The organism is Rhodanobacter denitrificans (assembly GCF_000230695.2).
Lineage (GTDB): Bacteria > Pseudomonadota > Gammaproteobacteria > Xanthomonadales > Rhodanobacteraceae > Rhodanobacter > Rhodanobacter denitrificans.
On the sequence record NC_020541.1, the window covers coordinates 594,942 to 617,968 of the forward strand.

Sequence of the window (23,027 nt, forward strand, 5' to 3'; positions counted from 1 at the left end):
CCGGCGCTGCGGCAGGTCGCCGCGACCGGCGTGCGAATTGACCCGGATCAAGGCATGCTGGCGGGTGTCCCGACAGACTCGGCAACATGGCCATTCCCATCACTCCTCCCGAATTCGACCCGGCGCTGATCGCCCGCTACGACGTGGCCGGGCCGCGCTACACCAGCTACCCGACTGCGCCGCATTTCAAGGCCGAGTTCGACGAGGCGGCGTTGCGCGCGGTGATCCGCGCTTCCAACGAGGAGCCGATCCCGCGTCCGCTGTCGGTGTACGTGCACGTGCCGTTCTGCATGAGCCCGTGCTTCTACTGCGGCTGCAACCGGGTGATCACCCGCGACGTGACCCAGGCCGACCGCTACCTGGAACGGCTGTACCGCGAGATCGAGCTGATCGCGCCGCTGTTCGACCGCGACCGGCCGGTGCGCCAGCTGCACTTCGGCGGCGGCACGCCGAACTTCCTCGACACCACGCACATGGGCGAGCTGCTGGAGTCGCTGGCGCGGCATTTCAGCTTCAGCCATGCCGCGGATCGCGAATACGGCATCGAGATCGACCCGCGCTTCGCCGACGCCGCCTACATCCGCGCCATGGGTGAGCTGGGCTTCAACCGGCTCTCGGTGGGCATCCAGGATTTCGACCCGGTGGTGCAGAAGGCGGTGAACCGGATCCAGAGCTTCGAGCAGACCCGCGAGGTGATCGAGGCGGCGCGGACCTCGGGTTTCCGCTCGGCCAGCGTCGACCTGATCTACGGCCTGCCGTTCCAGAGCGTGGACGGCTTCAGCCGCACGCTGGACCAGGTGGTGGCGCTGAACCCGGACCGGGTGGCGGTGTACGGCTACGCGCACCTGCCGGAAATGTTCAAGGCGCAGCGGCAGATCGAGGCCGCCGACCTGCCCGACGCGGCCACCCGGCTGGCGCTGTTCGGCCGCGCGCTGGAACACCTGTCGGCGGCCGGCTACGTCTACATCGGCATGGACCACTTCGCCAAGGCCAGCGACGAGCTGGTGCTGGCGCAGCGTGCCGGCACGCTGCAACGCAACTTCCAGGGCTACTCGACGCACGGCGATTGCGACATCGTCGGCCTGGGCGTCAGCGCGATCGGCCGCATCGGCGACAGCTACAGCCAGAACGCACGCGACCTGATCGGCTACTACGCGGCGCTGGACGCCGGCCGTCTGCCGCTGATGCGCGGCCTGCAGCTGGACGAGGACGACTTGATCCGGCGCGAACTGATCAACGAATTGATGTGCCACGGCAGCGTGGAGAAGCAGGCGTTCGGTGCGCGCCACCGGCTGCTGTTCGACGAGTACTTCGCGCGCGAGCGGCAGCGCCTGCTGCCGCTGATCGAGGATGGGCTGGTCACGGAAAACCCGCGCGAGATCCGGGTCACCTCGCGGGGGCGGCTGCTGTTGCGTATCATCGCCATGTGCTTCGACGCCTATCTGGACGACGCGGCACAGGCCCCACGCTATTCGCGCGTGATCTGATCCACGCAGCCCCAACCCGGCAGCCCATCATCATCATGCAATCCAAGCCCATGGCAGGTCGTCTGCCCGAGCCGCCCAGCCCGATTGCCGACGACGGCGACGAAACGCGCTTCTGCGGCACCTGCGCGTTCTCCAGCGCGTGCATCGCGGCCGGCTACGACAAGCCGGAGCTGGCCGAGTTGCAGTGCCTGGTCGAGCACGTCGGCCCGTTCCGCGCCGGCGAGCACATCTTCCGCACCGGCGACCCGTTCCGCGCGATCTTCGCCGTGCGGGCAGGCACCGTGAAGACGCGCATGGTCGACAAGGAAGGCCGCGAGCAGGTGCTGGGCTTCTACCTGCCCGGCGAGGTGATCGGCCTCAACGCGATCTACCCCGAGCATTTCCCGTGCGACGCGGTGGCGCTGGACACCGCCTACTTCTGCCGCTTCTCGTTCCCCGCGATGAGCGCGCTGGCCTCGCGCATCCCTGCCGTGCAGCAGCATCTGTTCCGCATGCTGAGCAAGGAGCTGGGCACCGCCAGCCTGCTCGCCGGCGACCACAGCGCCGACGAGCGCGTCGCCGCGTTCCTGATGGACCTGGCCGGCCGCTACGCCGTGCGCGGCTTCTCCGCCACCCGCTTCCACCTCAGCATGTCGCGCGGCGACATCGCCAACTACCTGCGTCTGGCCGCGGAAACCGTCAGCCGTGTGCTCAGCCGCTTCCGTAGCCAGCAGCTGATCGAGATCGAAGGGCGCGAGCTGGAGCTGCTGAATCCGAAGAAGCTGCGCGAGATCGGGCAGGCGCTGCTGCCGGAGTGAGCGCCGCGAGGCGCTCCGGGGGGCTGACACAGATCAGTGTCCGTGCGGGTGCTAACCTGCCACCATGGTGAATCATTCTCGTTCGGGTTGGCATCGGCATGGCTGAATCACGATCTCCCGCGGCGGAAGCGGTCGCACCGGCGCAGCTGACGGCGCTGCTGGCTTCCGCGCCGCATCGGCCGCTGTTCCTGGCCGGTACCGTCGCGGTGTTGCTCAGCATGACCTGGTGGGCGGTGGAGCTGACCTGGATGCGCTTCGGTCTGGCCGGCTGGCCGCAGCCGTCGATACCGCCTGGCTGGGCGCACGCGATGCTGATCCAGTACGGCCTGTTCCCGCTGTTCATGTTCGGCTTCCTGATGACCACGTTCCCGCGCTGGCTGGGGCGGCCGGACCTGCCCAAGACGCGCTACCTGCCGGTGGCCGGCTGCGTGTTCGGCGGCTACGTGCTGGCGAACGTCGGCCTGCTCGACCTGCCGTGGCTGCTGAAGCTGGGCATCGCCGTGATGCTGGTCGGCTACCTGGTTGGCGTGTGGACACTGGGCGGGGTGCTGCGTGCCTCGGTGGCCGAGCGCAAGGGCCATGCGCGTTCCTGCCTGATGGCGTTGAGCCTGGGCTGCCTGGGGCTGGCGGTGTTCCTGGCCTACCTGTTCGGTGCGCCGGCCGATTGCGCGCTGCTGGCGATCAAGCTGGGCACCTACGGCCTGCTGCTGCCGATCTACTTCTCGGTGATGCACCGCATGCTGCCGTTCTTCACCGGCAACATGGTGAAGGGCTACGAGGTGGTCCGGCCGGACTGGAGCATGCCGGTGGTATGGGCATTGCTGCTGGCGCACCTGCTGCTGGAATGGCGAGTCGCGCTGGGCTGGCTGTGGCTGGTCGACGTGCCGCTGGCACTGGTGTTCGCATGGCATTCGCTGACCTGGCGACCGTGGCGGGCGATGCGCCCGGGCATCCTGGCCGTGCTGCACCTGGCGTTCGCGTGGCTGCCGGTGGCGTTCGTGCTGTACGCGGTGCAGGACGTGGTGTACGCGACCAGCGGGCATCTGATCCTCGGCCGCGCGCCGCTGCATGCGCTGGCGATCGGTTTCTTCGGCTCGATGCTGGTGGCCATGGTGACGCGGGTCACCATGGGCCATTCCGGCCGCCCGCTGCAGATGGGCGCGGTGGCCTGGCTGTGCTTCGGCCTGCTGCAGCTGGTGGCGCTGCTGCGCATCCGTGCCGAGCTGGGTGGGGATGTCTACCTGTGGCTGGTGATCGCCGCCTACGGCTGGCTGCTGGCATTCCTGCCGTGGGTACTGCGCTCGGCATGGATCTACCTGACGCCGCGGGCGGACGGCAAGCCGGGTTGAACGGAGCGCGGGCCGCGGCAGGGTGACGCAGCGCGGCCCCGACAGAGTTCGGGTTGACCCAAGTCAGCGGCGCAGCCGGGCGATCGCCTAGGCTAGGACGCGCAAGGACTCACGGAGACCGCCCATGTCACGTCCACCGTTTCTCGTCGTCGCCGCGGCCGCAGCGGAGCACTGACGATGCGCGCACGATGGGTCCTGGCTTGGCTTGGCCTGATGCTGGCGCTGCCGGCGGCGGCGGCGGACTATGCCGCCCTGCCGGGGGGCCGCTTCGCCAGCGTGCTGCCGGCCGACGGCAAGGCGGCAGCGGCGCAGGTCGCGCCGTTCCGCCTGCGCACCGAGCCGGTCACCAATGCCGAGTTCCTGGCCTTCGTGAAGGCCCATCCGCAGTGGCGGCGCGATCGCGTCGCCAGCATCCTGGCCGATCGACGTTATCTCAGCCACTGGGCCGGTGCCGATGCGTTGGGCAGCGAGGTGCTGCCCAGGCAGCCGGTGACCCGGGTCAGCTGGTTCGCCGCCCAGGCTTACTGCGAGAGCGAAGGCGCCCGCCTGCCCAACTGGTACGAGTGGGAGTACGCGGCGGCGGCCGACGCCACCCGCCGCGACGCGCGCAGCGACCCGGCCTGGCGCGAGACCCTGCTGGCCTGGTACTCGCGCCCGTCCAATGCGCCGCTGCCGGCCATCGGCGGCGCACCCAACACCTACGGCGTGCGCGACATCACGCAGCCGGTGTGGGAGTGGGTGGACGACTTCAACGCGCTGCTGGTGGCCAGCGACAGCCGCGACCAGAACGACCCCGACGTATTGAAGTTCTGCGGTGCCGGCGCGATCAGCCTGCAGGAAAAGGAGAACTACGCGGTGCTGATGCGCATCGCGATGCTGTCCGCGCTGAAGGCCGCCGACACCACCAACAACATGGGCTTCCGTTGCGCGAAGCCCCAGTGAGGTAATGCATGAAACGCCTGTTGCCCCTGCTCGCGATGCTCCTGCTGTTCGGCAGCACGCGGGCCGCCACGCCGCTGCCCGGCGACTCCGTGTACAACCTGCCGCTGCAGCTGACCGACCAGGACGGCCATCGACAGACGCTGGCCGATCGACGCGGCCGCCCGCAGCTGGTGACGATGTTCTACACCTCGTGCCAGATGGTCTGCCCGCTGATCATCGACAGCCTGCGGCTGACCCGCAATGCGCTGGACCCGGCCACGCGCGCACGGATCGACCTGCTCGCAGTGAGCTTCGACCCGGCGCGCGACGGCGTGGCCACGCTGAAGAGCTACGCGCAGAAGCGCAAGCTCGATCCGCGCATCTGGACCCTGGCGCGCGCCGAGCCGGCGCAGGTGCGCCAGTTGTCCGGCGTGCTCGGCCTGCAGTACCGGCAACTGCCCGATGGCGAGTTCAACCACTCGAGCGAACTGATCCTGCTCGATGCCGAAGGCCGCATCGCCGCCCGCACCGCGCAGATCGGCAAGCTCGATCCCGGCTTCGTGGAGGCGATCCGCAAGGTGGTTGCGCAGCCGCACGACTGAGGGACCCGCTCCGCCGCCGGCTGATCCATGTCAGCGCGGCAGTGGCCGCCGGCGAGCAGACTTCCTGGAAAACTTCGGGAGACGCTGCATGGTTGCCTGGTATCCGTGGATCGTGCTGGTGCACCTGGCGTGCGCCATCGTGTTCGCCGGCGCGGTAGCATTCGAGGTGCTGGTGGTCGAGGCGCTGCATCGGCAGTTCGACACGGCCACCATGCAGCGCATCGAACAGTCGATCATGGCGCGCGTGCGCCGGTTCATGCCGGTGATCGTGGTGCTGCTGTTCGCCAGCGGCTTCATGCTGTTCGACATCCGTTGCGACGGCCTGTCCTGCGTGGGCAGCCGCTTCGGCAACTGGCTGCTGCTGAAGGTGCTGCTGGCGTTCGGCGTGCTCGGCGTGTTCATCAACGCGATGTGGGCGATGCGCAGCGGCAAGATGGACGTCTGCCGCTTCCGGCACACCCATCGCGTGGTGCTGGGCCTGATGGTGGGCATCGTCTTCCTGGCCAAGACCATGTTCTACTTGTAGCCATCCATCTACACACGAGGTGCACGATGTCCCAGGTCACGTTCAAGGGCCAGCCGATCAGCGTCGACGGCCAGTTTCCCGCGGTCGGTTCGACCGCGCCGGCATTCAGCCTGGTCGGCGGCGACCTGTCCGACGTGGCGCTTTCCGGCTTCGCTGGCAAGCGCAAGGTGCTGAACATCTTCCCCAGCATCGACACCGGGGTGTGCGCCGCCTCGGTGCGCCGTTTCAACGAACTGGCCGGCAAGCTCGACCACACCGTGGTGCTGTGCATCTCGGCCGACCTGCCGTTCGCGCAGGCACGCTTCTGCGGCGCCGAGGGGCTGGAGCGGGTGACCAACCTGTCGCTGATGCGCGGGCGCCAGTTCCTCAACGACTACGGCGTGGCGATTGCCAGCGGCCCGCTGGCCGGATTGGCCGCGCGCGCGGTGCTGGTGCTGGACGGCCATGACAAGGTGCTGCACGCCGAGCTGGTCAGCGAGATCGGCCACGAGCCGAACTACGACGCGGCGCTGAAGGCGCTGGGCTGAGAACGATCGCCTACGGCTTGCCGATGCCCACGATCGGCACGCCGAACGGCTGCGCCTGCGGGTACAGGCCGAGGCCCAGCTTGAGGCTGCGGCCGATGCGCTCGGCGTATTCCAGCATCTGTGCGGCGCCGGCCTCGTCCAGTTCCTCGGCGGTGGTCTCGCGCCACAGCGCGAGCCAGCGGTCGAAGTGTTCGGCGCGGATCGGGTGCGGCCGGTGCGCGCCCATCGGGTTGCCGCGGTAGCTGCCCGCGCGCAACGCCACCGAGGCCCAGAACGAGGTCAGCAGGCGCTTGTGTTCGTCCCAGTCGTGCACCGCCGCATTGAAGATCGGGCCGAGCTGCGCGTCGCGCCGCACTTTCTCGTAGAAACGGTCGACCAGCCGGGCGAGGGCCGGTTCATCCAGTGGCGAGGATGGGTTCATGCGGGACATGATGGATCCGTGCGCGGAACGGTGTGTGATGCCCGTACCAACAAAAACGCATCCGGCCATCACGGCCGGATGCGTCGCTGGTCCGCCAAGCTTACTGACCCAGGCTCAACGTGCCCTTCATCAGCGCGGCGTGGCCGGGGAAGGTGCAGAAGTAGGCGTACTGCTCGCCGGCCTTCAGCTTGGTCACGTTGATCGTGGCGGTGTCCGATTCGCCGCCGCCGATCAGTTTGGTATGCGCGATGATGCGGGCGTCGCCGGGCTTCTCGTAGCTGTTGGCGGCGCCGGCCTTCATGCCGTCGGCGATCACGCCGGATTCATCGGCGCTGTGCGCGAGCACCCAGTTGTGGCCCATCGCGGTGACCGGCAGCTTGCCGGTGTGCTTCAGGGTCACCTTGAAGGTCTTGCAGGTCTTCGGCACGGTGATGGTCTTGGTGTTGAACTGCATGGCGTCGCTGGCCTCGACCGTGGTGGCGCACTCGGCGGCCATCAGCGGGGTGGAGAGCAGGCCGAGCAGGGCAAGGGCAATCAGTTTGCGCATGGGGTGTCGCTCCTGGGGAAGTGGTGAAATGCGGATGGATTCTGCAGCGGCGGCGCGCGGCGGGCACTGATCTGCGTCATTGCCACGGCACCTGCCGTCATTCGACACTCTAGCCATCACCGGCGGATGCCGGAAGGAGGCACGATGACGCACGTCGTTACCGAAAACTGCATCAACTGCAAGCACACCGATTGCGTCGAGGTGTGTCCGGTGGACTGCTTCCACGCGGGGCCGAACTTCCTGGTGATCGACCCGGACGAATGCATCGACTGCACGTTGTGCGTGGAGGAGTGCCCGGTCGGCGCGATCTTCCCCGAGCTCGACGTGCCGGCGGGGCAGGAGATCTTCATGTCGATCAACGCCGAGCTGGCCAAGGAGTGGCCGGTGCTGACCAGCAAGATCCCGTCGATGGAAGACGCCGACAAGTGGGACGGTGTGCCGAACAAGCTGCCGCTGCTGCAGCGCTGAATTGCCTGCCCCCCGTAGGAGCCCGCTCGCGGGCGATGCTGTTGATCTTGCGATTCCCAATTCCCGACCCCAAGAGTATCGCCCGCGAGCGGGCTCCTACGGGGCGTAAAAAAAGCCGGGTGGTGCCCGGCTTTTTCGTGTCGCGCGGGGTCAGGCTTACTTCGCCACCACCCGCACCATCTCCAGGCACTTGTTCGAGTAGCCCCACTCGTTGTCGTACCAGCTGACCAGCTTGACGAAGCTGTCGTCCAGCGCGATGCCGGCGTCGGCGTCGAAGATCGAGGTGCGTGCGTCGCCGCGGAAGTCGGTGGCCACCACCTTGTCCTCGGTGTAGCCCAGGATGCCCTTGAGCGCGCCTTCGCTCTGCGCCTTCATCTCCGCCTTGATCTCCTCGTAGGTCGCCGGCTTCTCCAGCTCGACGGTGAGGTCGACCACCGAGACGTCCGAGGTGGGCACGCGGAAGCTCATGCCGGTGAGCTTCTTGTTGAGCTCGGGGATCACCACGCCGACGGCCTTGGCCGCGCCGGTGGAGGAGGGAATGATGTTCTCCAGGATGCCGCGGCCGCCGCGCCAGTCCTTGTTGCTCGGGCCGTCGACGGTCTTCTGCGTGGCGGTGGCGGCGTGCACGGTGGTCATCAGGCCGCGCTTGATGCCCCACTTGTCGTTCAGCACCTTGGCCACCGGCGCCAGGCAGTTGGTGGTGCAGCTGGCGTTGGAGACGATCGCCTCGCCGGCGTACTTCTGGTGGTTCACGCCGTAGACGAACATCGGCGTGGCGTCCTTGGACGGCGCCGACAGGATCACCTTCTTCGCGCCGGCGTCGAGGTGCTTCTGCGCCGCTTCCTTGGTCAGGAACAGGCCGGTGGACTCGATCACCACGTCGGCGTTCACCTCGTTCCACTTCAGGTTGGCCGGGTCGCGTTCCTGGGTCAGGCGGATGCGCTTGCCGTTGACCACCAGGTGGCCGCCGTCGACCTTGACGTCGCCCTCGAAGCGGCCGTGCACGGAGTCGTGCTTCAGCATGTAGGCGAGGTAGTCCGGCTCCAGCAGGTCGTTGATCGCGACGATCTCGATGTCGTTGCTGAAGTTCTGCACGGCTGCGCGCAGCACGTTGCGACCGATGCGGCCAAAGCCGTTGATGCCGACCTTGATGGTCATGAGGGAACGTCCTCCTGAGGGCGATGGGATGTGGCGATGAGGGTGGGCAGCCGCGGGTCGCGGCGCCGCTGTTTCAGCCGCGAAATCTTACAATGAAAGCGCCCGGATCGCCCGCGCCGGATTGTCGCTGTGGCAGACTGCGGCCTTTTGTGCCGGTGGTCGCCATGTCTCTGCGTCGTTGTTCGCTGGCCTTCGCGGCCATCCTGTTCGCGGTCGCACCGGCAGCCCGCGCCTGGGGGCCGCTCGGTCACCGCGTGGTCGCCGAGCTGGCGCAGCGGCACCTCGGCCCCGCCGCCAGGGCCGAGGTGGAACGCCTGCTGGCGGCGGACCACGTCACGCGACTGGCCGATGTCGCCAACTGGCCCGACCAGATCCAGGACGACCCCGCGCAGGCCACGTTGTGGCAGCAGACGCGCAAGCTGCACTACGTCAATTTCCGTGGCGGCCCGGGTTGCGACTACCTGCCGCCGCGCGACTGCCGCGACGGCGCATGCGTCGTCGCGGGGCTGGCGCGCTACGTGGCGATCCTCGGCGACAAGGCGCAAGGCGACGCCGCGCGCCTGGAGGCCCTGAAATTCGTGGTGCACTTCGCGGGCGATGTGCACCAGCCGCTGCATGCCGGCTACCGTGACGACCTCGGCGGCAACCGGTACCAGGTGCAGTTCGAGGGCAAGGGCAGCAACCTGCACCGGGTCTGGGACTCGGGCATGCTGGGGACGCGCGGGCTGGACTGGCAGGCCTACGCGGCGAAACTGGACGCCAAGGGTCCGGCGCCGCTGCCGGCGCCGATCGCGCCGCTGGGCGACCCTTACGCGCAGTGGGCGGAGGAATCCTGCCGGGCCACCGCCGTGGCCGGCTTCTATCCGGACGGCCACAAGATCGGCCGGACCTATGTCGACGCCGAGCTGCCGGTGGCCGAAAACCGGCTGCGCATCGCCGGGCGCCGGCTCGCTGCCGTGCTCAACCTGGCGTTGGCGCCGCGGTGAGCGGGTGTCGGCGCGGCGCATTGCATACGAATGCAAGGTGATGGCGCGCCGCACGGCATCTGCTAGCCTCGACACATGAACGCCAATCCCCTGCGCCGCACCAAGATCGTCGCCACCCTCGGCCCCGCCACCGATGCGCCGGGCATGCTCGAGAAGATCATCGCCGAAGGCGTCAACGTGGCCCGCCTGAACCTCTCGCACGGTCAGCCGGACGACCACCGCGCCCGCGCCAGCGCGGTGCGTGCGGCGTCGCTCGCCGTCGGGCGCGAAGTCGGCATCCTGGCCGACCTGCAGGGGCCGAAGATCCGCATCGAGACCTTCGCCAACGGGCCGGTGGAACTCGCCGAAGGCGCCTCGTTCGTGCTGGATTGCCGCCCCGACGCGCCGCCCGGCGACGCGAGCCGCGTCGGCGTGAGCTACTACGGCCTGCCGCACGATGTGCACGCCGGCGACGTGCTGTTGCTGGACGACGGGCTGATCGCGCTGAGCGTGCACGAAGTGGCCGGCGCCGAGGTGCGCTGCACGGTGCTGATCGGCGGCAAGCTGTCCAACCGCAAGGGGCTCAACCGGCAGGGCGGCGGGCTGTCGGTGACCGCGCTGTCGGACAAGGACAAGGCCGACATCAAGCTGGCCGCCGAGATCGGCGCGGATTTCCTCGCGGTGTCGTTCGTGCGTTCGGCCGAAGACATGCACCAGGCGCGCCGCCTGCTGCACGAGGCCGGCGGCAGCGCGGCGCTGGTGGCGAAGATCGAGCGCGCGGACGCGATCCCGGTGCTGGGCGAGATCATCGACGCCTCCGACGTGGTGATGGTGGCGCGCGGCGACCTCGGCGTGGAGATCGGCGACGCCGAGCTGCCCGGCCTGCAGAAGAAGATCATCCGCGAGACGGTGCAGCGCAACCGCGCGGTGATCACCGCCACGCAGATGCTGCAGTCGATGGTGCGCTCGCCGATCCCGACCCGCGCCGAAGTGCTCGACGTGGCCAACGCGGTGATCGACGGCACCGACGCGGTGATGCTGTCGGAGGAGAGCGCGGCCGGCGCGCACCCGGACAAGGCGGTGGCGGCGCTGACGCGGATCTGCCTCGGCGCCGAACGCCAGTTCGAGCCGAAGGAGGACCTGGCCAGCGTCAGCCAGCAGATGAAGCGCACCGACCAGGCGATCGCGCTGGCCGCGATGGTGCTGGCCGGCCAGCTCGACGTGCGGGCGATCGTGGCGCTGACCGAATCCGGCGCCACCGCCCAGTGGCTGTCGCGCTACCGCAGCGCGGTGCCGATCTACGGCATGTCGCCATCCGCCGCCGCGCGCCGGCGCATGCTGGTGCTGCGCGACGTGCAGCCGGTGGCGTTCAGCCACGGCGAGAAGCAGAGCATGGCTGCCTCCACCCGCGCCGCGGTGCGGCTCTTGTTCGAGCAGGGCAAGCTGGTCGAGGGCGATAGCGTGGTGATCACCTACGGCGACCGCGTCGGCCACGTCGGCGGCACCAACACGCTGAAGCTGCTCTCGGTCGGCCCCGATGGCACGGTCGAGAGCCAGCGCGAGCTGTGACGCCTGACGCGCGGCTGTCCGGCCGCCGGGTACCGACTGGTGCCGGGCGGCCATGCCGCTACACTTCATTCCGTCCCTTCCAGTCCAGGAGAACGCCATGAAATCCGTGTCCCGTCTGTTTCGTCAGGGTCTGCTGCTGGCGTTGGCGCTGGGCTTCGTCGCGCCGGTGCTGGCGCAGACGCGCCGGATCGACCAGCCGGACCTGTACCGCTACTGGATCCTGCTCAATACGCAGGTGAAGATGGACGTGCCCAACAGCGGCCTCAACCTGGACCAGCCCGGCTGCGCGGCAGTGACCTACACGATCGGTTCCGACGGTGTGCCGATGAACGTGCAGGTGGCCAAGCTGGTGCCCAAGAGCGACCTCGGCCCGGCGGCGCACAGCGCGGTCTCCAATTTCCGCTACGGCCCGTCGCTGAGCAACCGCATCGGCGAGCCGGTCGCCACCTACTACATCGTGCCGTTCAATACGCCGAAGGATCCGGCCCAGCGCCAGCACTTGATGGACCAGTGCAAGCTGCCCGGCTACACCCCCTGAGCCGGTACAGTCCGGCCCCGCCGCGCTCTGGCGCTGGCGGCCGCCGATCTGGCCTATAATCGCCGTTTTGAACCGCGCCGCTTCGGCCCCGAGGCGGCTTCAACCATGTGCGGGCGGGCACGCCCCCGCACCACGGAGTCGTCATGAGTATTGAAGATCTCGAAAGCATCGCCCTGGCGATGGTCGCGCCCGGCAAGGGCATCATCGCCATCGACGAGTCGACCAACACCATCAGGAAGCGCTTCGAGGCCGTCGGCATCGAGAACACCGAGGAAAACCGCCGCGCCTACCGCGAGCTGCTGCTGACCACGCCGGGCCTGAACGAGCACATCTCCGGCGCGATCCTGTACGACGAGACGATCCGCCAGAAGACGAAGGACGGCGTGCCGTTCACCGAGGTGATGAAGAAGAACGGCATCATCCCCGGCATCAAGGTCGACAAGGGCCCGCAGCCGCTGGCCGGCTTCCCCGGCGACGTGGTCACCGAGGGCCTCGACGGCCTGCGCGAGCGCCTGCAGGAATACGTGAAGCTGGGCGCCCAGTTCGCCAAGTGGCGCGCGGTCATCAACATCTCCGAGGAAAATCCCAGCTCCACCGCGATCGAGGCGAACTGCCACGTGCTGGCCCGCTACGCCGCCCTGTGCCAGGAAGCCGGCCTGGTGCCGATGGTCGAGCCAGAGGTGATCATGGACGGCGACCACACCATCGAGGTCAGCTACGAAGTGCATGAAGCCGTGCTGCGCAGCCTGTTCAACGCGCTGTACGAGCAGAACGTGATGCTGGAAGGCACCATCCTGAAGGTCAGCATGGTCATTCCGGGCAAGGACTGCAGCGAGCAGGCCGATGTCGAGGAAGTGGCCGAGGCCACCGTGCGCGTGCTGAAGTCCACCGTGCCGGCCTCGCTGCCGGGCATCGTGTTCCTCTCCGGCGGGCAGACCGACCAGCAGTCCACCGCGCACTTGAACGCAATGAACCAGATCGGTCCGCACCCGTGGCCGCTGTCGTTCTCCTACGGCCGCGCGATGCAGCAGGCGGCGCTGAAGCTGTGGTCGAAGGACATGAAGGCGAATTACGCCGAAGCGCAGAAGACCGTGCATGCCCGCGCCCGCGACAACGGCCTGGCCGCGCTGGGGCAGTGGAACGGTTGATCGCCGTCCGGCTACGCTGTCCGCAAGTGAAAGAGGGCGCCCGATGGGCGCCCTCCTTGTTTCGCGCAACCGGTTCCTGGCCCGTATCAGAAGCGGTACTCGGCACTCACCGTGTAGATGCGGTTGCCGATGTCCAGTCCTTCCTTGGAGATGCTGTAGTAGTCGAAATTCGCACCGATGCTCCAGCTCTTGTTGATGTCGTAGCCGGTGCCTACGCCCGCATACCAGCCCAGTGACTGCCTGCTGGCCCGCTCGTCGAACGGATAGGCCGGGTCGCTGGACTGCAGCTTGGCGTGCAGCTTCCAGACGAAGGCGCCGCCGCGAGCGGAGACGTACCAGGCGTCGGTCGGGTTGAAATGCCCATTGATGCCTGCGGTCCAGCCATCGCCGGAGAGCTTTGCATAGGTGGTGTTGTCGCGGTAGCTGACGCTGCCGAGGTCGGTGTAACCCGCCTCGAAACCGATGAACTGGGTGCGATAGCCGGCGTTGAGGACGACCGCCGTGCCGTGGTCGCTGCCGAGGTCGTAGTTGTCGAACGTGGCGTGATAGTTCGCGCGTCCGGCACCGAGGTTCACGAAACCGCCGGTGAGATCTTTGGCCTGCACGCTGACAGCACCCAGCGTCGAACCGGCCAGCACGGCCAGCGTCAGTAAAGTCTTCTTCATCGAAATCCCCTGTTTTGGCTTTTGATCTTGTCTGCCGATGTCCTGTGCGCCGCGATGGCGTGACATCAGCCGCCCGTGGTTGGGCGGCGCCTATGGCGCACACAAAAGGAGACGCCCTGAGGGCGTCTCCTTTCTGTAAGCGAACATCCCGACGTGGCGTCGGAATTCACCGTTGACTCAGAAGCGGTATTCCGCGCTGACCGAGACCATGTCGGTGCTCAGGTTCACGTGGTCCTTCTTCGCGTCGTAGTAGTCGTAGTTCAGGCCGACGCTGACGTTGTTGCTGAAGTCGTAACCCACGCCGGCACCGGCGTACCAGCTGGTGTCGTCCAGACCCTTGCGGACCGGGTTGACGTCATTGCTGAGGCCGTGGCCCTTCCAGCCGTAGAGACCGGTGCGCGCGCTGACGTACCAGTTCGGGCTGACGTTGAAGTGGCCGTTGACGCCGGCAGTCCAGCCGTGCAGCTGCGACTTGCCGCGGTCGACGACCGGCTGGCTGTTGAAGATGTTCTTCAGGTGGATGTTGCCCAGGTCGTTGTAGCCCACCTCGGCGCCCAGCGCGATCGACGGGTTCACCGCCCAGCGGTAGCCGCCATTGAGGCCGTAGCCGGTGGTGCTGTCGTCGTACGGGCCATGGTTCAGCGAGGCTTGGCCGACGTTGCCGTTGATGAACCAGCCACCCTTGTCGGTGGACGCGCTTTGCGCGAACACGGCGGGAACGGCCAGCAGGCCGGCGGAAGCGAAGGCGAGGGCAAGCAGGGTCTTGTTCGTTTTCATGGAGCTTCTCCAATTGTTGTCGTGGCAGTCGGCCCTGAGGGGGAGTGGCCGCTGCTGGTGGCATGCCGTCCATTCGGGCGGCGTGCCTAGTTTCTTAGATGGGTTGCCGTCCGGAAGATTCAATACCGATTAGTTCAGTATTAAGCCTGTGTTAATTCGGCACCGGACTCAGAAGCGGTATTCCGCAGTCAGCGACGCCGTATCGGAGCTCAACTTGATGTGGTCCTTGGCCGCCCGGTAGTAGTCGTACGACAGACCCAGGCCGAAGTGCTCGCTGAAGTCGTAGCCGGTACCCACACCGGCGTACCAGTCGACCTTGTCCAGATGGTGCCGGTTGATGTCCTGGTTGGCGTAGCCGTGCCCGCGCCAGCCGTAAACGCCGGTGCGGCCGCTGAGGTAGAGGCCACGCCACACGTTGATCTTGCCGTTGACGCCGGCAGTCCAGCCGCGCAGGGCCTGGCGCTGCGAGGTCAGGTTGACGTCGTTGCTGTTGAACGCGTTCTTCAGCCTGAAATTGCCCAGGTCGTTGTAGCCGACCTCCACGCCGAGGCCCAGATCCGGGCCCACCTTCCAGCGGTAGCCGCCATTGAGTGCGTAGGTGGTCGGGTGGTCGTCATACGGGCCCACGCGCATATGGGCCTGGCCGACGCTGCCGTTGATGAACCAGTTGCCGCTGCCGATCGGCTGCGACGGCTGGAAGTTGCCGCCGGCGGGTGGCGCGGTCTGGCTGTCCTGGGCAAACGCCGGCAGGGCGCACAGCGTGGCAGAGGCGAGGGCGACGGCGAACAGAGTCTTCTTCATGGGGTACTCCTCTTTTTTGGACCGGGCCGGCGCCATGGACGAGGCGCGGCCGGGCGGCGCTGGGGATGGCGCTGCGGGGCGTAGTGATAGTGGGCCGCGGCTGAAGCTCGTCGAACCGTATGGTGGCGGATTAAGCGCCGATTAATTCCGCGGCCACGGGCGACAGCCGACGGCCGGATCGGCGACAATGGCGCTTTTGCACCGTCCGGAGACCGCCCGATGACCACCCGCCGCGAACTTGCCAATGCCGTGCGCGCCCTTGCCATGGACGCCGTGGAGGCGGCCAAGTCCGGTCATCCAGGCATGCCGATGGGCATGGCCGACCTCGCCGAGGTGTTGTGGAACGACTTCCTCAAGTTCAACCCGGCCAATCCGAAGTGGCCCAACCGCGACCGCTTCGTGCTCTCCAACGGCCATGGCTCGATGCTGCAGTACGCACTGCTGCACCTGACCGGCTTCGACCTGCCGATGGAACAGCTGAAGCGCTTCCGCCAGCTGCATTCGAAGACCGCCGGCCATCCCGAAGCCAGCGAGACGCCGGGAGTGGAAACCACCACCGGCCCGCTCGGCCAGGGCCTCGCCAACGCGGTCGGCTTCGCGCTGGCCGAGAAGGTGCTGGCAGCGCACTTCAACCGCCCGGGCCACGCCGTGGTCGACCACCACACCTACGTGTTCCTCGGCGACGGCTGCCTGATGGAAGGCATCTCGCACGAAGTGGCCTCGCTGGCCGGCACCTGGGGCCTGGGCAAGCTGGTGGCGATCTACGACGACAACGGCATCTCGATCGACGGCGAGGTGCACGGCTGGTTCACCGACGACACCCCGGCACGCTTCGAGGCCTACGGCTGGAACGTGATCCGCGGCGTCGACGGGCATGACGCCGAGGCGATCAGGCAGGCGATCGCCAGGGCCGCCGCGCAGCACGACAAGCCCACCCTGATCTGCGCCAAGACCATCATCGGCTTCGGCGCGCCGAACAAGCAGGGCAAGGAGGAAAGCCACGGCGCCGCGTTGGGCAAGGACGAGATCGCCGCCGCCCGCGCGCAGCTCGGCTGGCACTATGCGCCGTTCGAGATCCCGGCCGAGATCTATGCCGGCTGGGATCACAAGGCCAGGGGCGTTGCCGCCGAACAGGCCTGGAACGACGCCTTCGCGAAGTACGCCGCCGCCCATCCGCAACTGGCCGCCGAGTTCGAGCGCCGCATGCGCGGCGAGCTGCCGGCCGACTGGGCGGCGAAGTCGCAGGCGTTCATCGACAAGCTGCAGGCCGACGGTCCCGAAGTGGCTTCGCGCAAGGCCTCGCAGATGAGCATCGAGGCGTTCGCGCCGCTGCTGCCGGAGCTGATCGGCGGCTCGGCCGACCTGGCCGGCTCCAACCTCACCAAGTGGAAGGGCAGTCTCGACGCCGCCACCGGCGACAGCGCCGGCGGCAAGGGCAACTACGTCTACTACGGCGTGCGCGAATTCGGCATGACCGCGATCGCCAACGGCCTGGCCCTGCACGGTGGCTTCATCCCGTATGACGCCACCTTCCTGGTGTTCTCCGACTACGCGCGCAACGCCGTGCGCATGAGCGCGCTGATCCCGGCGCACGCGATCCACGTCTACACCCACGACTCGATCGGTCTGGGCGAGGACGGCCCGACCCACCAGCCGGTGGAGCACATGGCCAGCCTGCGCTACATCCCGAACAACCAGCTGTGGCGCCCGTGCGATGCGGTGGAGTCGGCGGTGTCGTGGAAGGCGGCGATCGAGCGCAAGGGCCACCCGGCCTGCCTGGTGTTCTCGCGGCAGAACCTCAAGCACCAGCAGCGCAGTGCGCAGCAGGTGGCCGACATCGCGCGCGGCGGTTACGTGCTGTCCGATCCGCTGGACACCAAGTTCCAGGCGATCCTGATCGCCACCGGCTCGGAGGTGGAGCTGGCGATGGAAGCCTCCCGGGCGCTGGCGCAGCAGGGCGTGGCGGTGCGCGTGGTGTCGATGCCGTGCACCGAAGTGTTCGACGCGCAGCCGCTGGAATACCGCGAAGGCGTGCTGCCTTCCTGGTGCCGCGCGCGCGTGGCGGTGGAGGCGGCCAGCGCCGACTTCTGGCGCAAGTACGTGGGCCTGGATGGCGACGTGGTCGGCATGACCACGTTCGGCGCCTCGGCGCCGGCGCCGCAGCTTTTCGAGCACTTCGGCTTTACCGTGGCGCACGTGGTCGATGCGGTGAAGCGCGTCGTCAACTAAGGCTCCTCGCGGTCACCTCCCGGTGATCGCGGGACTGCCTATGCGAGCGCCTCATTCGGTAGGGCGGGCACTGCCCGCCGCTCTGCCTCATCCAGCGACCGAAACAAAAGCCGGCGGACCGTGTCCGCCCTACGCAGCAGGCGTCGGTGCGAACAGCAGGGCGGCGAGTTCGTCGGGCGTCGCCGCCACGGCATGGGCGCCGGCCTGCTCCAGTTCCGCGCGGCCGCCGAAGCCCCACAGCACGCCGAAACCGCGCACCCGGTTGGCCACCGCGCCGTCGATGTCGAAGTGGCGGTCGCCGATCATTACCGCATCGGTCGGGTCGCTGCCGAAGTCGGCCAGCGCCTGGCCGATCATCGCGGCCTTCTCGCTGTGGGCGCTGCCCGGGTGCGGACCGTACAGACGCTCGAAGGCCGCGCCGAACGGAAGGTGTTCGACGATCGGCGCGGCATGGCGATGCGGCTTGCTGGTGACCACGGCGAGCCGGTGGCCCGAGCGGCGCAGGTTCCCGATCAGTGCCTCGATGCCCGGATAGACCGCGTGCTCGCGCCAGCCGTGCGTATCGAAGCGCTCGTGGTAGTACGCCACCGCGGCCTCGATGCGTTCGGCGTCGTGATCCAGCAGCGGTGCAAAACTGTGCCGCAACGGCGGGCCGATCCAGCCGCGCAGCTCCTCATGCGCCGGCGCCGGCACGTCCAGCCGTGCCAGTGCGTGTTTCACGCAGGCGAGGATGCCGTGCTCGGAATCGATCAGGGTGCCGTCGAGATCGAACAGGCAGAGCATTACTTCGCGGCTCGTGCCTTCAGCGCCGCCACCGCGGGCAGCTCCTTGCCTTCGAGGAACTCCAGGAACGCGCCGCCGCCGGTGGAGATGTAGGAGACCTGGTCGGCGATGCCGTACTTGTCGACCGCGGCCAGCGTATCGCCGCCGCCGGCAATGGAGAACGCGTTCGACGCGGCGATCGCGCGTGCCAGCGTCTCGGTGCCCTTGCCGAACGCGTCGAACTCGAACACGCCGACCGGGCCGTTCCACACCACCGTGCCGGCCCTGGCGATCAGCTCGGCGTAGATCTCGGCGGTCTGCGGGCCGATGTCCAGGATCATCTCGTCTGCACCTACCTGGTCGACCGGCTTCACCGTGGCGGGGGCTTGCGCCGAGAACGTCGGCGCCACCACCACGTCAACCGGCATCGGCACCTCGGCGCCGCGGCGCTTCGCGTCGGCGAGCACCTTCTTCGCCGCGTCGATCAGGTCCGGTTCGACCAGCGAGTTGCCGACCGAGTGGCCCAGCGCGGCAATGAAGGTATTGGCGATGCCGCCGCCCACGATCAGCTGGTCGACCTTGCCGATCAGGTTCTCCAGCAGGGTCAGCTTGGTGGAGACCTTGGAGCCGGCCACGATCGCCAGCAGCGGGTGCGCCGGGTGTTCCATCGCCTTGCCCAGCGCATCCAGCTCGGCGCACAGCAGCGGACCGGCGGCGGCCACCGGCGCGTACCGGATCACGCCGTGGGTGGAGGCTTGCGCGCGATGCGCGGTGCCGAACGCGTCCATCACGAAGATGTCGCACAGCGCGGCGTACTTCTTCGCCAGCGCTTCGTCGTCCTTGCCCTCGCCGACGTTCATGCGGCAGTTTTCCAGCAGCACCACTTCGCCGGCCGCCACCTCGACGCCGCCGACCAGATAATCGGCGACCAGCCGCACCGGCTGGTCCAGCTTGCTGCTCAGCCACAGTGCCACCGGCGCCAGCGAGGAGGCGGCATCGAACTGGCCTTCCTTCGGCCGGCCCAGGTGCGACATCACCATCACCTTCGCGCCAGCGTCACGGGCGGCCCGGATCGTGGGCAGCGCGGCGTCGAGGCGCTGGGTGGAGGTGATCCGGCCGTGGTCGTCGATCGGCACGTTCAGGTCTTCGCGGATCAGCACGCGCTGGTCGCGCAAATCGAGGTCACTCATGCGGATGACGGACACGGCGGCACTCCGGATAATGGTCAGGGGATGGCCCGGCATGGGCGGCGGTAACCGCCTATTTTCAGGCCGGTCGGGTGCCGATGCAAACGCGGCGGGCCGGCGACCCGCATTGCGGCGCGCCATGTGCCCGGCCCACACTGTGGCAAACTGCGGTTATCCATCGGGGGTGGCTCATGGCTAGCGGTCTGGTGCTCTACGGCTACTGGCGTTCCAGTGCCGCATATCGCGTGCGCATCGCGCTGAATCTGAAGGGGCTCGACTACGAGACGCGTCCGGTGCACCTGGTGCGCGACGGCGGCGAGCAGCATGCGGCGGACTACCGCGTGCTCAACCCGCAGGAAATGGTGCCCTGCCTGCTCGACGGCGATCGCGCGATCACCCAGTCGCTGGCGATCATGGAATACCTCGACGAGATGCATCCGGAGCTGGAAACGGCCCTGCTGCCGGTCGATGCGCGCGGACGGGCACGGGTGCGCGCGCTGGCGCAGGTGGTGGCATGCGACATCCATCCACTGGGCAATCTGCGCGTGCTGCAGCAGCTGGAGGCCGAATTCGGTGCCAGCGAGGAGCAACGCGCGGCGTGGTCGCGGCATTGGATCGGCGCGGGTTTCCAGGCGATCGAGACGATGCTGGGCGACAGCGTGGCCACCGGCCGCTATTGCCATGGCGAGGCGCCGAGCATGGCGGACGTCTGCCTGGTCCCGCAGGTCTACAACGCGCTGCGCTGGAAGCTGCCGCTGGAGGACTACCCGACCATCATGCGCATCTACCAGTCGTGCAACGAACTGGAAGCGTTCCGCCGCGCGGCGCCGGAGGCGCAGCCGGACGCGCCGCAGAGCTAGAAACGAGCGAGCGCAGGGTGAGGCGGCTTGTGCCGTCTCTCACTCCTCCTCACTCATGCCCTGGCTCTCAGAACCCCATGCCGTACGGGTCGTTGCCGGCCAGCGCCTCGTCGCTGGAGCCGCCTTCGGCCAGGCGGATCTTCAGCGCCAGGCCGTCGCGCGAATCGGACTTGTTGAGCGCTTCCTCCAGCTCCACGCGGCCTTCCTTGTACAGCTTGTACAGCGACTGGTCGAAGGTCTGCATGCCTTCCTGCAGGCTGCGGTCCATCGCTTCCTTGATCTCGTGGATCTGGCCGCGGCGGATCATGTCGCGGATCAGCGGGGTGTTCAGCAGCACCTCGGCGGCCGGGATGCGGCGGCCGTCCTTGCCGAGTACCAGGCGCTGGCTGATCACCGCGCGCAGATTCAGCGCCAGGTTCATCAGCACGTTCTTGTGCGCCGACTCGGGGAAGAAGTTGAGGATGCGCTCCAGCGTCTGGTCGGCGTTGTTGGAGTGCAGCGTGGCCAGGCACAGGTGGCCGGTCTCGGAGAACGCGATCGCCGCCTCCATCGTGTCGGTGTCGCGGATCTCGCCGATCATGATCACGTCCGGCGCCTCGCGCATCGCGTTCTTCAGCGCTTCGTGGTAGCTGTGCGTGTCCAGCCCCACCTCGCGCTGGTTGACGATCGACTTCTTGTGCCGGTGCAGGTATTCGATCGGGTCCTCGATGGTGAGGATGTGCCCGGGCGAATTGGTGTTGCGCTGGTCGAGCATCGCCGCCAGCGTGGTCGACTTGCCCGAACCGGTGGCGCCGACCACCAGGATCAGGCCGCGCGGCTCCATGATCAGGTCGCGGAAGATGCCGGGCAACTGCAGCTGGTCGATGCTGGGGATCTCGCTCTTGATCGCGCGGATCACCATGCCCACTTCGCCGCGCTGCTTGAACACGTTGATGCGGAAACGGCCGGCTTCCTTCACCGCCAGCGCCATGTTCAGTTCCAGGTCGCGTTCGAACTGCGGCACCTGGCCCTCGTCCATCAGCGAATAGGCGATCTTCTTGACCATGCCGCTGGGCAGGCCGGTGTTGCCCAGTGGATACAGCTTGCCCTCGACCTTGATATTCACCGGGGCGCCGGTGGACAGGAACATGTCCGACGCGCCCTTGTCTACCATAAGCTTGAGGAAGTAGCCGATATCCACGAATGACCCCTGGGTTGGCGAGATGCGCGTTGCAATGATGGATTATGCCCGCCCACAATACGCTGCGACACACCATGAGGAATGTGATGTACATCTTTTCCCCGCCGGCCGGCTCGACGCGCCGTACCCGCACGGCGCTGGCCGCCCTGGTCCTGATCCTGGCGCTGACCGGCTGCGCCTCGGCGCCGCCGCCGAATGACTCGATGAATCAGGCGCAAAACCAGCTGCAGATGGCCCGCGATGCGGGAGCGGCGGACTATGCGCCGGTGGACCTGGGCTTTGCGCAGGACAAGTTCCAGCTGGCGCAGGCGGCGATGGCCGAGCGCAAGTACGCCGACGCGGCGAACCTGGCCGAGGAGTCGCGGGCCGACGCCGAACTGGCCCAGGCCAAGGCCCGGCTGGGTGCGGCGCGGGCGCAGATCCAGAGCAAGGTGCAGGAGAACACCCGCCTGCGCCAGCAGGGCGAGCAGGCGGCGGCCGCCGCCCAGGCGCCGCCGCCGGCACCGCCGTCCAGCGCAGCGCCGGCCGGGGAGATGCCGGCGCCGGCGTCGTCGGTGCTGTCCGCCCCGCCGGCCGACGGTTTCCAGACCGTGCCCGACACCGTCCAGCAACCGGCCGCGAACACCCAGGGAGGCCAGCCATGAAGCGTTCCACCGCCACCCTGGCCGCGGTCGCGCTGGCACTGGCCATGCTCGGCCCGGCACATGCCCGCCAGGACGACATCGACATCAACCGCCTGACCGGCAGCCTCAACCAGCTCGCCAACGATCCGGGCATGGGCAGCTACGCGCAAGCCGAACAGGCGCGCGCGCGCGACGCGATCAACCGGCTGGCCCAGGCCAGCTCGCGCGAGCGACCGCACGTGCTGTACCTGGCCGAACGCCGGGTCGATCTGGCCAAGACCGCCGCGCAGCTGCAGGACGCCCAGATCAAGCTGACCCAGCTCGACCGCGAACACGACCAGATCCTGCTCGACAACAGTCGGCGCGATGCGGAACTGGCGCGGCGCGAACTGGAACGCCAGCGCCTGCAGTACCAGCTGGCGCAGGAAGAGGCTGCCCGGTTGCAGGCGCAGGGGCTGGAATACTCGCAAGCGGCCGAGCAGGCGCGTGCCGAAGCCGAGCGGGCCAAAAAGCTGGCGGCGGCGCAGAGCAAGGTGGCCCGGGCCGCCAAGCGCCAGGCCGAGCTGGCGGCCCAGGCCGCCAAGGCAATGCGTTCGCAGATGCAGGACGCCGACAAGCCTGCCGACGCGGCCCCGGACGCCTCGAAACAGCATCGTTGAGCGGCCTGCCGGCAGGGTGTGCCGGGCGTCCCGCCAGCGCGGCGGGGCGCTTCGCCGAGGCTGCCGTCGGTCAAATGTAAAAGACTGTTTTGACAGCTTTTTCACGTGGACTTCCGGGTTTCGCGAGGCGCCTGCGAAGGCTCTTGCGACCCCCGTGGCGGCGGAGTAGGGTCAGAGTCCCACAAGGCATCCAGGCCGTGTGGGCTACTGACCCGAACCATGCGCTCATCCCCTGTTTCCATGCTTCCCCTGCGTCCCGGT

At 67.9% G+C, this 23,027-nt stretch carries 25 protein-coding genes; 16 read left to right on the forward strand and 9 right to left on the reverse strand.

What is annotated here, in order from left to right; translation table 11 throughout:
• The first annotated feature begins 86 nt into the window (after positions 1-86).
• The 7 genes from hemN (at position 87) to tpx (ending at position 6,209) form a co-directional block, all read left to right on the forward strand.
• The gene (gene hemN, locus R2APBS1_RS02605; protein WP_015446762.1) at positions 87-1,487 is read left to right on the forward strand and encodes an oxygen-independent coproporphyrinogen III oxidase; all 1,401 of its coding nucleotides are present in this window, start codon (positions 87-89) and stop codon (positions 1,485-1,487) included.
• Positions 1,488-1,522: 35 nt separating this feature from the next.
• On the forward strand, positions 1,523-2,284 hold the full coding sequence (locus R2APBS1_RS02610; RefSeq protein ID WP_015446763.1) for a helix-turn-helix domain-containing protein: 762 nt from the start codon (positions 1,523-1,525) through the stop codon (positions 2,282-2,284).
• A gap of 98 nt (positions 2,285-2,382) precedes the next feature.
• Positions 2,383-3,633, forward strand: a complete 1,251-nt coding sequence (locus R2APBS1_RS02615) for an NnrS family protein (RefSeq protein WP_015446764.1) — start codon at positions 2,383-2,385, stop codon at positions 3,631-3,633.
• A 177-nt stretch (positions 3,634-3,810) separates the two neighbouring features.
• Positions 3,811-4,575, forward strand: a complete 765-nt coding sequence (locus R2APBS1_RS02620) for a formylglycine-generating enzyme family protein (protein ID WP_015446765.1) — start codon at positions 3,811-3,813, stop codon at positions 4,573-4,575.
• Between the two features lie 8 nt (positions 4,576-4,583).
• The gene (locus R2APBS1_RS02625; protein WP_007512548.1) at positions 4,584-5,156 is read left to right on the forward strand and encodes an SCO family protein; all 573 of its coding nucleotides are present in this window, start codon (positions 4,584-4,586) and stop codon (positions 5,154-5,156) included.
• A gap of 88 nt (positions 5,157-5,244) precedes the next feature.
• Positions 5,245-5,682 (forward strand): CopD family copper resistance protein, encoded by a 438-nt coding sequence (locus tag R2APBS1_RS02630; protein ID WP_007512546.1) that lies wholly within the window; start codon positions 5,245-5,247, stop codon positions 5,680-5,682.
• 26 nt (positions 5,683-5,708) lie between these two features.
• Positions 5,709-6,209, forward strand: a complete 501-nt coding sequence (gene tpx, locus R2APBS1_RS02635) for a thiol peroxidase (RefSeq protein WP_015446766.1) — start codon at positions 5,709-5,711, stop codon at positions 6,207-6,209.
• Positions 6,210-6,219: 10 nt separating this feature from the next.
• Here the strand turns inward: tpx and R2APBS1_RS02640 are convergent, their stop codons facing one another.
• Entirely contained in the window at positions 6,220-6,630 is a 411-nt protein-coding gene (locus tag R2APBS1_RS02640; RefSeq protein WP_027489967.1) for a group III truncated hemoglobin, read from the reverse strand.
• Between the two features lie 100 nt (positions 6,631-6,730).
• Entirely contained in the window at positions 6,731-7,177 is a 447-nt protein-coding gene (azu, locus tag R2APBS1_RS02645; RefSeq protein WP_007512540.1) for an azurin, read from the reverse strand.
• Between the two features lie 144 nt (positions 7,178-7,321).
• On the opposite strand from azu, the gene fdxA reads away from it, so the two are divergent.
• Complete coding sequence (gene fdxA, locus R2APBS1_RS02650; RefSeq protein WP_007512538.1) at positions 7,322-7,645, forward strand: ferredoxin FdxA; 324 nt, start codon at positions 7,322-7,324, stop codon at positions 7,643-7,645.
• 156 nt (positions 7,646-7,801) lie between these two features.
• On the opposite strand, the gene gap is transcribed toward fdxA, so the two are convergent.
• Positions 7,802-8,803: a type I glyceraldehyde-3-phosphate dehydrogenase gene (gene gap, locus R2APBS1_RS02655; protein WP_015446768.1), complete on the reverse strand. Its 1,002-nt coding sequence runs from the start codon at positions 8,801-8,803 to the stop codon at positions 7,802-7,804.
• Between the two features lie 164 nt (positions 8,804-8,967).
• Here gap and R2APBS1_RS02660 point away from each other — a divergent pair, with 164 nt between their 5' ends.
• The 4 genes from R2APBS1_RS02660 (at position 8,968) to R2APBS1_RS02675 (ending at position 13,023) form a co-directional block, all read left to right on the forward strand.
• Positions 8,968-9,789 (forward strand): S1/P1 nuclease, encoded by an 822-nt coding sequence (locus R2APBS1_RS02660; RefSeq protein ID WP_015446769.1) that lies wholly within the window; start codon positions 8,968-8,970, stop codon positions 9,787-9,789.
• A gap of 75 nt (positions 9,790-9,864) precedes the next feature.
• Complete coding sequence (pyk, locus tag R2APBS1_RS02665; protein ID WP_007512531.1) at positions 9,865-11,337, forward strand: pyruvate kinase; 1,473 nt, start codon at positions 9,865-9,867, stop codon at positions 11,335-11,337.
• A gap of 97 nt (positions 11,338-11,434) precedes the next feature.
• A complete protein-coding gene (locus R2APBS1_RS02670; protein ID WP_015446770.1) occupies positions 11,435-11,875 on the forward strand; it encodes an energy transducer TonB in 441 nt (146 codons plus the stop codon).
• Positions 11,876-12,018: 143 nt separating this feature from the next.
• A complete protein-coding gene (locus R2APBS1_RS02675; protein ID WP_015446771.1) occupies positions 12,019-13,023 on the forward strand; it encodes a class I fructose-bisphosphate aldolase in 1,005 nt (334 codons plus the stop codon).
• Positions 13,024-13,109: 86 nt separating this feature from the next.
• Here R2APBS1_RS02675 and R2APBS1_RS02680 read toward each other — a convergent pair whose 3' ends face one another.
• The 3 genes from R2APBS1_RS02680 to R2APBS1_RS02690 form a co-directional block, all read right to left on the reverse strand.
• Positions 13,110-13,688: a porin family protein gene (locus tag R2APBS1_RS02680; protein ID WP_015446772.1), complete on the reverse strand. Its 579-nt coding sequence runs from the start codon at positions 13,686-13,688 to the stop codon at positions 13,110-13,112.
• Between the two features lie 177 nt (positions 13,689-13,865).
• Positions 13,866-14,465: a porin family protein gene (locus tag R2APBS1_RS02685; protein WP_015446773.1), complete on the reverse strand. Its 600-nt coding sequence runs from the start codon at positions 14,463-14,465 to the stop codon at positions 13,866-13,868.
• Between the two features lie 168 nt (positions 14,466-14,633).
• Entirely contained in the window at positions 14,634-15,266 is a 633-nt protein-coding gene (locus R2APBS1_RS02690; protein ID WP_015446774.1) for an outer membrane beta-barrel protein, read from the reverse strand.
• A gap of 219 nt (positions 15,267-15,485) precedes the next feature.
• Between R2APBS1_RS02690 and tkt the strand changes: the two genes are divergently transcribed.
• Positions 15,486-17,495, forward strand: a complete 2,010-nt coding sequence (gene tkt, locus R2APBS1_RS02695; protein ID WP_015446775.1) for a transketolase — start codon at positions 15,486-15,488, stop codon at positions 17,493-17,495.
• 129 nt (positions 17,496-17,624) lie between these two features.
• On the opposite strand, the gene R2APBS1_RS02700 is transcribed toward tkt, so the two are convergent.
• Both R2APBS1_RS02700 and R2APBS1_RS02705 read right to left on the reverse strand, forming a co-directional pair.
• A complete protein-coding gene (locus R2APBS1_RS02700) occupies positions 17,625-18,278 on the reverse strand; it encodes an HAD hydrolase-like protein (RefSeq protein ID WP_015446776.1) in 654 nt (217 codons plus the stop codon).
• Entirely contained in the window at positions 18,278-19,462 is a 1,185-nt protein-coding gene (locus R2APBS1_RS02705; protein ID WP_041676660.1) for a phosphoglycerate kinase, read from the reverse strand. The genes R2APBS1_RS02700 and R2APBS1_RS02705 overlap by 1 nt, the downstream gene beginning before the upstream one ends.
• A 173-nt stretch (positions 19,463-19,635) precedes the next feature.
• On the opposite strand from R2APBS1_RS02705, the gene maiA reads away from it, so the two are divergent.
• A complete protein-coding gene (gene maiA / locus R2APBS1_RS02710) occupies positions 19,636-20,304 on the forward strand; it encodes a maleylacetoacetate isomerase (protein ID WP_015446778.1) in 669 nt (222 codons plus the stop codon).
• Between the two features lie 67 nt (positions 20,305-20,371).
• On the opposite strand, the gene R2APBS1_RS02715 is transcribed toward maiA, so the two are convergent.
• Positions 20,372-21,484 (reverse strand): PilT/PilU family type 4a pilus ATPase, encoded by a 1,113-nt coding sequence (locus tag R2APBS1_RS02715; RefSeq protein ID WP_015446779.1) that lies wholly within the window; start codon positions 21,482-21,484, stop codon positions 20,372-20,374.
• Between the two features lie 86 nt (positions 21,485-21,570).
• Here R2APBS1_RS02715 and R2APBS1_RS02720 point away from each other — a divergent pair, with 86 nt between their 5' ends.
• Together R2APBS1_RS02720 and R2APBS1_RS02725 are read left to right on the forward strand one after the other, a co-directional pair.
• Positions 21,571-22,128 (forward strand): DUF4398 domain-containing protein, encoded by a 558-nt coding sequence (locus R2APBS1_RS02720; RefSeq protein WP_015446780.1) that lies wholly within the window; start codon positions 21,571-21,573, stop codon positions 22,126-22,128.
• Entirely contained in the window at positions 22,125-22,766 is a 642-nt protein-coding gene (locus R2APBS1_RS02725) for a hypothetical protein (protein WP_015446781.1), read from the forward strand. Before R2APBS1_RS02720 ends, R2APBS1_RS02725 begins: the two co-directional genes overlap by 4 nt.
• Positions 22,767-23,027: the final 261 nt, after the last annotated feature.

Coding starts and splice junctions, on each gene's coding strand:
- fdxA (WP_007512538.1), top strand. CDS start 7,322: ATGACGCACGTCGTTACCGAAAACTGCATCAACTGCAAGCACACCGAT.
- R2APBS1_RS02630 (WP_007512546.1), top strand. CDS start 5,245: ATGGTTGCCTGGTATCCGTGGATCGTGCTGGTGCACCTGGCGTGCGCC.
- gap (WP_015446768.1), bottom strand. CDS start 8,803: ATGACCATCAAGGTCGGCATCAACGGCTTTGGCCGCATCGGTCGCAAC.
- R2APBS1_RS02620 (WP_015446765.1), top strand. CDS start 3,811: ATGCGCGCACGATGGGTCCTGGCTTGGCTTGGCCTGATGCTGGCGCTG.
- R2APBS1_RS02720 (WP_015446780.1), top strand. CDS start 21,571: ATGTACATCTTTTCCCCGCCGGCCGGCTCGACGCGCCGTACCCGCACG.
- R2APBS1_RS02670 (WP_015446770.1), top strand. CDS start 11,435: ATGAAATCCGTGTCCCGTCTGTTTCGTCAGGGTCTGCTGCTGGCGTTG.
- tpx (WP_015446766.1), top strand. CDS start 5,709: ATGTCCCAGGTCACGTTCAAGGGCCAGCCGATCAGCGTCGACGGCCAG.
- R2APBS1_RS02610 (WP_015446763.1), top strand. CDS start 1,523: ATGCAATCCAAGCCCATGGCAGGTCGTCTGCCCGAGCCGCCCAGCCCG.
- R2APBS1_RS02680 (WP_015446772.1), bottom strand. CDS start 13,688: ATGAAGAAGACTTTACTGACGCTGGCCGTGCTGGCCGGTTCGACGCTG.
- tkt (WP_015446775.1), top strand. CDS start 15,486: ATGACCACCCGCCGCGAACTTGCCAATGCCGTGCGCGCCCTTGCCATG.
- R2APBS1_RS02725 (WP_015446781.1), top strand. CDS start 22,125: ATGAAGCGTTCCACCGCCACCCTGGCCGCGGTCGCGCTGGCACTGGCC.
- R2APBS1_RS02625 (WP_007512548.1), top strand. CDS start 4,584: ATGAAACGCCTGTTGCCCCTGCTCGCGATGCTCCTGCTGTTCGGCAGC.
- R2APBS1_RS02615 (WP_015446764.1), top strand. CDS start 2,383: ATGGCTGAATCACGATCTCCCGCGGCGGAAGCGGTCGCACCGGCGCAG.
- R2APBS1_RS02675 (WP_015446771.1), top strand. CDS start 12,019: ATGAGTATTGAAGATCTCGAAAGCATCGCCCTGGCGATGGTCGCGCCC.
- pyk (WP_007512531.1), top strand. CDS start 9,865: ATGAACGCCAATCCCCTGCGCCGCACCAAGATCGTCGCCACCCTCGGC.
- R2APBS1_RS02700 (WP_015446776.1), bottom strand. CDS start 18,278: ATGCTCTGCCTGTTCGATCTCGACGGCACCCTGATCGATTCCGAGCAC.
- maiA (WP_015446778.1), top strand. CDS start 19,636: ATGGCTAGCGGTCTGGTGCTCTACGGCTACTGGCGTTCCAGTGCCGCA.
- R2APBS1_RS02660 (WP_015446769.1), top strand. CDS start 8,968: ATGTCTCTGCGTCGTTGTTCGCTGGCCTTCGCGGCCATCCTGTTCGCG.
- hemN (WP_015446762.1), top strand. CDS start 87: ATGGCCATTCCCATCACTCCTCCCGAATTCGACCCGGCGCTGATCGCC.
- azu (WP_007512540.1), bottom strand. CDS start 7,177: ATGCGCAAACTGATTGCCCTTGCCCTGCTCGGCCTGCTCTCCACCCCG.
- R2APBS1_RS02640 (WP_027489967.1), bottom strand. CDS start 6,630: ATGAACCCATCCTCGCCACTGGATGAACCGGCCCTCGCCCGGCTGGTC.
- R2APBS1_RS02690 (WP_015446774.1), bottom strand. CDS start 15,266: ATGAAGAAGACTCTGTTCGCCGTCGCCCTCGCCTCTGCCACGCTGTGC.
- R2APBS1_RS02685 (WP_015446773.1), bottom strand. CDS start 14,465: ATGAAAACGAACAAGACCCTGCTTGCCCTCGCCTTCGCTTCCGCCGGC.